Consider the following 10,506-nt stretch of genomic DNA (forward strand, 5'->3'; position numbering starts at 1 on the left):
TCATTCACGCTGTCACGATACCCCTGTACGCTTGTGGTATGCGTGGGTTGACTGGCAGGAAAGTTCTCATCAGCGGCGGCAGCAGCGGGATCGGCGAGGCGACCGCGTCACGGTTCCTCCAAGAGGGCGCGACCGTCCACATTGGTGGATTGGACGGCGCCCAGGTCGACGCGGTCGTGACCCGGCTGTCCGAGCACGGCACCATCACCGGCTCGGCCGGGGACGTGAGCGCGGAGCGGGACGCGCAGGCCCTCGTCGACACGGCCCGGACCACGCTCGGCGGCCTGGACGTGCTCATCAACAACGCCGGAATCGCCTGGCGTGAGCCGTTCCTGGAGATCACCGCGGACCACTGGGACCGGATCATCGCGGTCAACCTGCGCGGCATGTTCCTGGTGGCCAAGGCGGCGGCGACGATCATGGCCGAGGCGGGCCGTGGCGTGATCGTGAACATGTCGTCCACCAACGGACTGGGCGGCGAGGGTGACTACACCCATTACAACGCCTCGAAAGCGGGCGTGCTGGCGTTGACCAAGACCATGGCGGTCGAACTCGGCAAGCGCGGCATCCGCGTGAACGCCCTCTGTCCCGGCTACATCATCACGCCGCTCAACGAGTCGATCACCGCGTCCCTCGACGACCCGGGCTTCGTCACGGACTACACGGCCGAGCACATCCCGCTGGGCCGGCCGGGCCGGGCGGACGAGGTGGCCGCCGCGTACGCGTTCCTCGCGTCCGACGACGCGTCGTTCATCCACGGCACCGAGCTGGTGATCGACGGCGGGCAGCTCGCGATCATGTAAATGGATCTTTACAGTGTCCGCACAGCAGGCTCCTAAGCTGGCGAAATGCGTGCGAGTATCCCCAGCCCGTCGTTCAACGGGTTCCACATCGGCCCGCTCGACATCCGGGTCTACGGCCTGACGTACGTGATCGGCATCGGCCTGGCGTTCCTGCTGACCCGGCGACGCTGGCGGGCGACAGGCGGTGACGCCGACGTGGTGGAGGAGATCGTCTGGTGGTGCGTGCCCGCGGGCATCATCGGCGGCCGCATCTACTTCTGTCTCACCACCCCGCAGGACATCCCGCCGCACTGGTGGGGGCCGTTCGCGGTCTGGCAGGGCGGGCTGGGCATCTGGGGCGGTGTCGCGCTGGGCGTGGCGGTCGGGATCTGGCGGCTACGCAGGCGGGGAGCGTCCGTGCGGCAGTTCATGGACGCCGCTGCCCCGGGCTTCCTCGTCGCGTCGGCGATCGTCCGGGTCGGCAACTACTTCAACCAGGAGCTGTTCGGCTCGCCCACCGATCTGCCGTGGGCGCTGGAGATCGATCCCGCCCACCGGCCAGCCGGTTACGCGCAGTACAGCACGTTTCACCCGACCTTTCTCTACGAGCTTCTCTTCGACCTCCTGTTGGCCGCCGTGCTGGTGTGGCTCGGCCGCCACCGCCGCATCCAGCCGCCGGGGTTGTTCGCGCTGTACGTCACCGGCTACTCGGCGTTCCGGATCTTCGAGGAGACCCTGCGCGTGGACTCGTCGCAGTACTTCTTCGGCCTGCGGCTGAACTTCTTCGTCGCCACCGCGCTCACCATCGCCGGGGCGCTGTGGTTCTGGCGGACACAGCGGGTCGCCGCGAAGGCTTTACATCGTTAGTACATCGTTGTAAAAATAGGGTTCCGGGCCCTTCCCTGCACCTGGAGCCCACATGTCCCGAACGCGTCGCGCCTTGCTACTCGTCACGGGTCTCGTGTTCGCGTGCGCTCCCAGTGCGTCCGCCGCCACCTGGCAGCCGAAGACGCCGCCGCTGACCACGCCGTGGACCAGCCAGGTGTCGCCCACCAACGCGTTGCCGGACTATCCCCGTCCGCAGCTCGTCCGGGCCGACTGGCTGAACCTGAACGGGGTGTGGGAGTTCGCGGGCGCGCCGAACCTGGACTCGCCGCCAGTGGGCCGGACGCTGGCGGAGAGCGTGCTCGTGCCGTACCCGATCGAGTCGGCGCTGTCCGGGATCCAACGGCATGAGGACAACATGTTCTACCGCCGGAGTTTCACGATCCCCGACGGCTGGGCGGGCCGTCAGGTGCGGTTGAACTTCGGCGCGGTCACGTGGGAGACGCGGGTGTGGGTGAACGGCACCCAGGTCGGGCGGCACACCGGCGGCTACGACAGCTTCTCGTTCGACATCACCGGCGCGTTGCGCGTCGGTGCCAACGAGATCATTGTGGGCGCGTACTCCCCGGTCGACGGGAACCTGTTCCCGGTCGGCAAGCAACGCAAAAACCCGAGCGGGATACTGTATACCGCTTCGTCCGGGATTTGGCAGACAGTATGGTTGGAGCCGGTGGCCACTGCCAACGTCACCCGGCTGGACACCACGCCGGATGTCCCGGCGAGCACCCTTGACCTGGTCGTCCAGGGCACCGCCGGCCAGCAGGCCACGGCGGAGGTGCTGACCGGCGGCCAGGTGGTCGCGTCGGCGAACGGCACGGTCGGGTCGCACATCCGGATCCCGATCCCGAACGCCCGGCTGTGGTCGCCGACCGACCCGTTCCGGTACGACCTGCGCGTCCGGCTCGCCGGCGGGGACGTCGTGACCGGCTATTTCGGGATGCGGTCGATCGGCAAGGCCGTTGTCGGCGGCGTGCTCCGGCCGGTGCTCAACGGGAAGTTCGTGTTCCAACTCGGCACCCTCGACCAGGGTTTCTGGCCGGACGGGAGCTACACCGCGCCCACCGACGAGGCACTGCGGTTCGACCTGGAACGGCAGAAAGCCCTGGGCTTCAACATGGTCCGCAAGCACATCAAGGTCGAACCGGCGCGGTGGTACTACTGGGCCGACCGGCTGGGCCTGCTGGTGTGGCAGGACATGCCCTCGTTGGAGACCGTGAACGACCCGCCGGCCGCCGCGAAGGCGAACTTCGAGTCGGAGCTGGGCCGGATCGTCACCCAGCTCAGGAGCACGACGTCCATTGTAGACTGGATCCCGTTCAACGAGGGCTGGGGCGAGTACGACAACCAGCGGATCGTCGACCTGGTCCGGTCACTGGACCCGACCCGGCTGGTCACCCACGACTCCGGGTCGAACTGCTGCCTGTCGGATCCCGAGCCCGGCAACGACGACGTGGTCGACGATCACGCCTACCAGATGTCCGGCGGCACTCGGACGCCGACTGCGACGCGAATCGCGGCACTGGGCGAGTTCGGCGGTCTCGGCCGGCGCGTGCCAGGACACGAATGGCAGCCAGGCGCGGGATTCGGGTACGGGGACCTGTACGGCGACGAGACGTCCTTGACCACCAGGTACGTGACGATCACCCAGGAACTCGGCCGGTTCATCCACACCCGTGGGCTGTCCGCGTCCGTCTACACCGAACCGTACGACGTGGAGAACGAGGTCAACGGGATCTACACGTACGACCGCCAAGTACTGAAGATGACCGAGTCACGGGTTCGTGAGGTCAACCAGCGGGTGCTCGCCATCGCCGCCGGCACCGACGTCAACCGGGGCGAACTGGTGTCGTTGCGTGTCACCACACAGGGCTTCACGGACCGGTATCTGCGGCACCAGAACGGATCCGCGCGTACTGACGTGATCACGTCCGCCGGCAGCGACCTGCTCAAACAGGACGGTACCTTCTGGACCCGCCCCGGCCTGGCTTCCCCTTCGTGCCTGTCGTTCGAGTCCCGCAACTTCCCCGGCCACTACTTGGAAAACGTGAACTGGCACATCGTCAAGGACGTGCCCACCAACCCCGCCGACGCCACCTTCTGCCCACGCGCAGGTGAAGGCGGCACGTCATTGGAGTCCTACAACAACCCCGGCTACTTCATCAGGCACTACAACGAGACCGTCTACCTGGCGAAGTCCGGCGGCCCCAACCCATGGGACACACCCACAACGTTCCCCGCCGACACAACATGGGCCGTCACGACCGCGTGGTGGCGCAGCGGTGCGGATCTCCCGCTGGACCAAGCACATTCCTTCCAAGCGACCACACCCGGCGTCACCAACCGGTTCCTGCGTCACCAGTTCGGCCTCGCCCGCACAGACGTGGTGAACAACGCCAGCGACTCGTTGACCAAGGCCGACTCGACGTTCATCGTCCGGCGCGGCCTGGCGGAACCGACATGCTACTCCCTGGAATCCCGCAACTTCCCCGGCAGCTTCCTGCGGCACGCCAACTTCCGCGTCCACCTCAGCGGCAACGACAACACCGACCTTTACCGCCGCGACGCCACATTCTGCGCCCAACCCAGCACCACCGGCGGAGCAGTGCGACTCGCCTCCATCAACGAGCTCGGCACCCACATGCGTCACTACGCGGCCGAGGTCTGGGTGGCGTCGAACGGCGGTGCCCACGTCTACGACGCCGCCAACCTCTACACCGAGGACACCACCTGGCTCGTGGCGAGTCCTTGGGGTTGAGAGCCCGCCGCATCACCTGTGTTCGGCGGTATGGCCAGCACCAGTACTGACAGTGGTGCTGGACTCCGTGTGTCCTTCCGTTGCCCGCTAAAGAATCTGAGCATTCCCGCGGCGTCCCTGTGACACCTCACTACCGGAAGGACCATCGTGAACTCACATCGTGCCGTCAGCCGGCGGACTCTACTCGGTGGGGCGGTGGCCGCTGTCGTGGGCACCGTCGCGGTGCCGGAAGGTTTCGCCTTCGCCGACAACCGTTTCCCGTCCGGGGCGATCGACCTGCGTTCGGTGGACGCCGTGGCACACCGGCTGGACAAGAAACTGATCGAGTTACGTCGTGACATCCACAGCCATCCCGAGATCGCGGGCCAGGAGCAGCGAACCGCCGAACTGGTGGCAGGGCACCTGCGCACAGCCGGCCTCGACGTCACCACGGACGTCGGCGGGCACGGGGTCGTCGGAGTCCTCACCGGTGCGCGGCCCGGACGAACCATCGCGTACCGGGCCGACATGGACGCGGTGCCACCGAGCGACCAGGTCGAAGGCGGCCCGACACCGGCCCACCTGTGCGGGCACGACATCCACACCGCCGTGGCGGTGGGTGTCGCGCAGGTGCTGGCGAGACTGCGTGACCGGCTCGCCGGCACGGTGATGTTCGTGTTCCAACCCGCTGAGGAAGCACTGACCGGCGCCGCCGCGATGCTGGCTGACGGTGTGTTCGCCGCAACTCGCCCGGCGGAGATCCATGCCCTGCACTGTGGTCCTTTCCCAGTCGGCGAGTTCGCCGTGACGGCCGGGTACGGACTCCCCGGCCAGGATCGCGGCATCATCACCGTCGCCGGCCCGGACGCCATGGCGCGGGCACAGCGGCTCGCCGGTGAGATCGGTGCGCTCAGCACCGTCTCAGCCCCCACGTCGCCCGCGGCCCTTGAGCAACTCGTGACGGACATCCAGACACCGCACGGCCCGTTGACCGAGTTCGTGTTCCTGCGCACCCAGGTACCCCAGGACCGGGCCGAAGTGCGAGTGTCCTACCGCTGCTGGCCCCAGGAGCGGTACGTCGCGATCCGCGAGGAAATCCACCGCCTCGCCCGGTCCTACGACGGAACCGAGGTGACCTTCCCACCGGCACCGTTCCCCGCCATGATCTGTCCCGAACGGGAAGGCCACGCCGTCGAACGGTACCTGCGTCGCACCCTTGGCCAGAACAGGGTCAGAACACTGCACGCCGCCGTCCCGTTCAGCGGCGAGGACTTCGCCCTCTTCCTCAACCAGGTACCCGGCACGTACACCTTCCTCGGCGTGCGGAGGCCCGGCGCGCGCATCGAAACCAGCTATCCGCACTTCGGCACCTTCAACCCCGACGAGCGAGCCATCGCCCACGGCGTCCGCGCGATGGCCGGCTGGCTCCCCACCCGCGCCCACACAGACTAGAGGCGCGTGCCCGCGCAACAAGCGGGTCCTTCGTGCTCTCTCCCGGCCGACCTGTGCTTCGCAAACCATGGGTGTCAAGGGGACTGAAAGCGGAACCCAACTCCGAGCGGCGAAGGTCCCCTTGACGCCCATGGTTCCCTTCGGGCAGGTCGGCCGGGAGGGAGCGCGCAGTCCTTCCCCTCTCCTGGTCGATCTGCCGCCCGGCGAGGGCATTCTTTGCCCAATGCCACTCACCCCATCAACGACCGGAACGCGGTGCGTATGTGCTCAAGGGAGTCCGCGATCCACGGCAGGCGCAACGGATCCGAGCTGTGCATGGCAGTCCATCGTTGTTCAGTGTCAACCCCGCAAAGCAGACTGGTCGCGACGCGGAAACGCAAGCCGTCGTCACCGAAAGCCTCGCCCGCGAGAACGGCGACGCCGTGCCGGTCAAGCAGGTGGCGAGCGAGTCCTTCCCCGGTGTGAATGCCAAGCGTGGAGCGGGCATGCGAGAAGTCGGGGTAGAGGTAGAACCCGCCTTGGGGCGCACGGCAGGAGGCACCGGCCGCGATGTTTTCGTTGTACACCGCGGTGACCAGGGTTCGGTGCAGGTTGCGGGCGGCGTCGATGTAGGCGCGAATCTCGGGTGGGTCGTTCAGGACGTACTCGGCGACGGCCTGCATCGGGCCGGGGAGGGCGGACCAGACTTCGCTGGCCACACCGATGATCTCGGCGTGCAGTTCGGTGAAGAGGGGGCCGTGCGGGACGCGGACGTATCCGATCCGGTATCCGCCGAGAGCAGTGCTCTTGCTCAGTCCGCTGGTGACGACCGTGCGTTCGGGCAGTTCCAGGGCCGGGCTGTGGACGGGGTCGGTGTGGCTGAGGTCGCGGTAGATCTCGTCGGAGACGATCACCAGGTCGTGGATGTTCGCGACCTCGCAGACCTCTTTCACCAGTTGGGGGGACGCGAGGGTGCCGGTCGGGTTGTCGGGGAGGGTGACGATCAGGACACCCCCGGGGCCCGCGGTGGCCAGGTGGCGGTCGAGCAGATCCGGGTCGGGGACACCGCCGGCGTGGCCCGGGATGTCGATTGTGGACACACGCTTGCCGACGAGTGCGGCTTGGGCGGCGTAGCTCACCCATGACGGCCGGGGCAGGATCACGTCGCCGGGCAGCGCGGCCAGCACCGCGAACAGCATGGACTTGCTGCCGGGGCCGAACACGATCTGGTCGGCGGTGGTTTCCAGGCCGCGGCGGGTGAGGTGGTTCGCGGCGGCCTGGCGGGCGGCGGCAGAACCGGCGACCGGGCCGTAGGAGTTACGGTCGGTGGACTCGGCGAGGACTTGGGCGATTTCCGGCAGCACCGGCAGGCCGGCTTCGCCGAACGCAAGGTGGGTGACGCGCTCGCCGCGGGCCTGCTTTGCCCGCACGAGTTCGTTGACGGCCAGGGTCGCCGAGTGGCGGATCACCGGATTTCCTTTCGTCGCTGGAGAACGAGTCCCGCGACCACGGCGATCGCGGTGACGATGAGGGTGAGGACCAGGGACTCCCGTTTGCCCGTGTCGTTGCCCATGCCGAGGATCACCGCGGCGAGCACGACGAGCACCAGGCCGGACAGGTACGGGAAGCCCCACATCCGCACGGACAGGGTGTCCTCGGCGCCGGTCCGCCGCAGTCGCAGCCGGCCGCGGATCTGCGTGACCGTGATGCACAGGTACACCACCACCGCCACGGCGCCGGACGAGTTGAGCAGGAACTGGAAGATGACCTCGGTCGGCAGGAAGTAGTTGGCCGCCACGGTCACGAACCCGACCGCGGACGAGATGAGCACCCCGGCCGCCGGCACGGTCCGCGCGTTGAGGCGCGCGAAAATCGCCGGAGCCTCGCCACGGCTCGCCATCGAGTACAGCATGCGCGAGGACGCGTAGACGCCGGAGTTGAGGCACGACAGCACGGCCGTCAGAACGATCAGGTCCATCACTGTGCCGGCGCCTGGAATACCCAGGTTCTTGAGCACCGCGGTGTACGGACTTGCCGTCACCTCCGTCGAGTTCCACGGCAACAAGGTGACGACGACGAAGATCGACCCGATGTAGAACACCAGGATCCGCCACACGACACTGCGCATGCTGCGGCGGACCGCCTCGGCCGGGCGTTGGGCCTCGCCGGCCGCGACCGTGATCACCTCGGTGCCGAAGAACGACAGGAAGACCGCCAGCATCGCGGCCATCACCGCGCTGAGGCCGTGCGGCAGGAACCCACCCTGTCCGGTGAGGTTGTCCAAGCCGGGCGCGGCCCGGCCGGGGAACAGGCCGAGGATCGCGACCAGGCCGAGCGCGATGAACACGACGATCGCGCACACCTTGATCAGCGCGAACCAGAACTCGAACCGCCCGAACGACCGGACGCTGACCAGGTTCACCCCGGTGAGCACGCACATGAACACCAGTGCGGCCAGCCAGGACGGCACGCCGGGCACCAGGCGGTGCGCGATCGCGGCGCCGGCGATGGCCTCGAAGCCGATGATCACGCACCAGTGGTAGGCGTAGAGCCAGCCGATGGCCAGGCCCGCCCAGTGGCCGATCTCGCGGCCGGCGTACGTGGAGAACGAGCCGCTGTCCGGGGCGGCGACCGCCAGTTCGGCGAGCATGCGCATGACCAGGACCACCACCGCGCCGACCACGCCGTACGCGATCAGCACGCCGGGGCCGGCGGTCCTGATCGCGGACCCGCTGCCGACGAACAGGCCGGCGCCGATCACGCCGCCGATCGCGATCATGGTCATCTGCCTGATCGACAGGCTGTGCCGTAACGACTGGCCGGTCACTGGTGTCTCGGTAGCCATAGGGGCTCCTCAGGGGGCGGACCGGACTGATGGCCCCCGAGTGTGGCCGACCCGACCCTGATGCGCAATGATCATTGCGTCAGTCTAGCAAAACGCAAGATATGTTCCGTGAGAGGCTCAGTGCGTGGAAACTGTGCCGCCGGCCGGCTACGACCAACTCGCCGACCTGCTCCGGACCCGATGGCCGAAGCTGGCCGCCGGGCAGCGCCGGATCGCGAACCTGCTGCTCACCGACCCCGAGGGCACCGCGTTCCGGAGCATCTCGGAGACCGCCAAGCTGGCCGAGGTGCACGAGTCGTCCCTGGTCCGCTTCGCTGCCGCACTCGGCCTGTCCGGCTACCCGGCGCTGGCCCAGCTGTGCCGGGCCCAGCTCGCCGAGCAGGCCCAGCTCGTCCGCCGGTTCGAGCAGGCCGGCGAGCACAGCGGCCCGGACACGCTGCTCGCCGCCGTCGCCGAACACGACGGCCGGAACCTGGCGCGGACGTTCGCCATGATCGACCCGGCCCGGTGGCAGCGAGCGGTCGAGATGCTGGCGGACGCCCCGGCCGTTTCCGTGATCGGCCTGCGCAAGTGCTTCACCGTGGCGTACCTGCTGAACTACCTGCTGCACGTGGCCCGGCCCGGCGTCCGCCAACTGGCCACCACACCCGGCCTGCTGGTGGACGACCTGCGCGATCTGTCCGAAGGCGACACTTTGGTGGCCGTCTCGATCCACAGGTACACAGCGGACACCGTGCGCGCGCTCGCGTACGCGAAAGCCCACGGCCTGCAAACAATCGCGCTCACCGACAACGCGGGCTCACCCCTGGCCGAACACGCCGACGTCACCCTGTACATCGAAACCAGCGGGGTGACGATCATGCGGTCGCTCACCGCGTTCATCGCCGTGGTCCAAGCGTTGGCTACGGACGTGGCCGTGCGGCTCGGCGGCAACACACGCGCCGAGCTGCTGGCCGACGAGAAACTGTTGGAGGACTTCGACGTCTACTTCGACCGGGGGTGACGCTCAGGACGTACGGAGCCGGCCCACGCCGGCGAGGATCTGGTCGCGTTCCGGGCCTTCGGTGCTGTCGCTGGGACCCGCCGGCCGCCAGTCCGCGGTGGCCACCACACCGGGGTCGACCAGGTCGAATCCGTCGAAGAAGGTCACGAACTCGGCGCGGGTGCGCGGGTGGATCGGGTCCGCGCTGCGTTTCATCACCTCGACCATCGCGGCCATCTCGGCCGGTCGGGAGTCGGCCGTGAAGTGGGACAGGGCCAGGTGGCTGCCGGGCGCGAGCGCGGTCCGGTAGCGGGCGAGCAGCGCGGCCGGGTCCTCGTCCGGCGGGACGAAGTGCAGGACGCCGACCATGAGCAGGCCGACCGGCTGCTGGAAGTCCAGCATTCGACGGGTGCGGTCCAGGATCCCCTCGACGTCACGGAGGTCCCCGCGGACGATGGTCGCGTTGTCGTTGTTGCCGAGGAGCATCTCGCTGTGGCTCACCGCGATGGGGTCCCGGTCGACGTACACCACGCGGGCCGCCGGGTCGGTGTTCTGGGCGATCTGGTGCACGTTGCCGACCGTGGGGATGCCGGACCCGATGTCCAGGAACTGTCGGATCCCCTGCTCGGCGAGGTGGACGACGGCCCGGCGGAGGAACGCGCGGTTGAGCCGGGCGATGTCCCGGGACCCGGGCAGCGCCTGGTCGAACCGTTCCGCGATCTCCCGGTCGGCCTCGAAGTTGTGCCCACCGCCCAGCAGGTAGTCATAGATCCGGGCCGAGCTCGGCTTGGCGGTGTCGACATCGTCCGGGATCCACGTCTGCGGCTCGACCATGTGCCGAACCTAC

The 10,506-nt window shown here is 68.2% G+C and carries 8 protein-coding genes; 5 read left to right on the forward strand and 3 right to left on the reverse strand.

The features are described from left to right. Positions 1-38: 38 nt before the first annotated feature. The 4 genes from EV192_RS33625 to EV192_RS33640 all read left to right on the forward strand — a co-directional run bounded on the left by EV192_RS33625 (position 39) and on the right by EV192_RS33640 (position 5,853). On the forward strand, positions 39-803 hold the full coding sequence (locus tag EV192_RS33625; RefSeq protein ID WP_165960761.1) for an SDR family NAD(P)-dependent oxidoreductase: 765 nt from the start codon (positions 39-41) through the stop codon (positions 801-803). 45 nt (positions 804-848) lie between these two features. Beyond that, positions 849-1,649, forward strand: a complete 801-nt coding sequence (lgt, locus tag EV192_RS33630; protein WP_132122629.1) for a prolipoprotein diacylglyceryl transferase — start codon at positions 849-851, stop codon at positions 1,647-1,649. A 52-nt stretch (positions 1,650-1,701) separates the two neighbouring features. Then, positions 1,702-4,422 carry an AbfB domain-containing protein gene (locus tag EV192_RS33635; protein WP_132122630.1) on the forward strand — a complete coding sequence of 907 codons (2,721 nt, stop codon included), beginning with the start codon at positions 1,702-1,704 and terminating at the stop codon, positions 4,420-4,422. Between the two features lie 147 nt (positions 4,423-4,569). After that, positions 4,570-5,853 (forward strand): M20 metallopeptidase family protein, encoded by a 1,284-nt coding sequence (locus EV192_RS33640; RefSeq protein WP_132122631.1) that lies wholly within the window; start codon positions 4,570-4,572, stop codon positions 5,851-5,853. Between the two features lie 230 nt (positions 5,854-6,083). Here the strand turns inward: EV192_RS33640 and EV192_RS33645 are convergent, their stop codons facing one another. Together EV192_RS33645 and EV192_RS33650 are read right to left on the reverse strand one after the other, a co-directional pair. Further along, the gene (locus tag EV192_RS33645) at positions 6,084-7,301 is read right to left on the reverse strand and encodes a pyridoxal phosphate-dependent aminotransferase (protein WP_132122632.1); all 1,218 of its coding nucleotides are present in this window, start codon (positions 7,299-7,301) and stop codon (positions 6,084-6,086) included. Then, complete coding sequence (locus EV192_RS33650; protein WP_132122633.1) at positions 7,298-8,677, reverse strand: amino acid permease; 1,380 nt, start codon at positions 8,675-8,677, stop codon at positions 7,298-7,300. The genes EV192_RS33645 and EV192_RS33650 overlap by 4 nt, the downstream gene beginning before the upstream one ends. A 124-nt stretch (positions 8,678-8,801) precedes the next feature. Here EV192_RS33650 and EV192_RS33655 point away from each other — a divergent pair, with 124 nt between their 5' ends. After that, on the forward strand, positions 8,802-9,680 hold the full coding sequence (locus tag EV192_RS33655; protein WP_132122634.1) for a MurR/RpiR family transcriptional regulator: 879 nt from the start codon (positions 8,802-8,804) through the stop codon (positions 9,678-9,680). A 3-nt stretch (positions 9,681-9,683) separates the two neighbouring features. Here the strand turns inward: EV192_RS33655 and EV192_RS33660 are convergent, their stop codons facing one another. Continuing rightward, entirely contained in the window at positions 9,684-10,493 is an 810-nt protein-coding gene (locus EV192_RS33660; RefSeq protein WP_132122635.1) for an SAM-dependent methyltransferase, read from the reverse strand. Between the last annotated feature and the right edge of the window lie 13 nt (positions 10,494-10,506).

Origin of the sequence: Actinocrispum wychmicini (assembly GCF_004345645.1) — a bacterium.
GTDB lineage: Bacteria > Actinomycetota > Actinomycetes > Mycobacteriales > Pseudonocardiaceae > Kibdelosporangium > Kibdelosporangium wychmicini.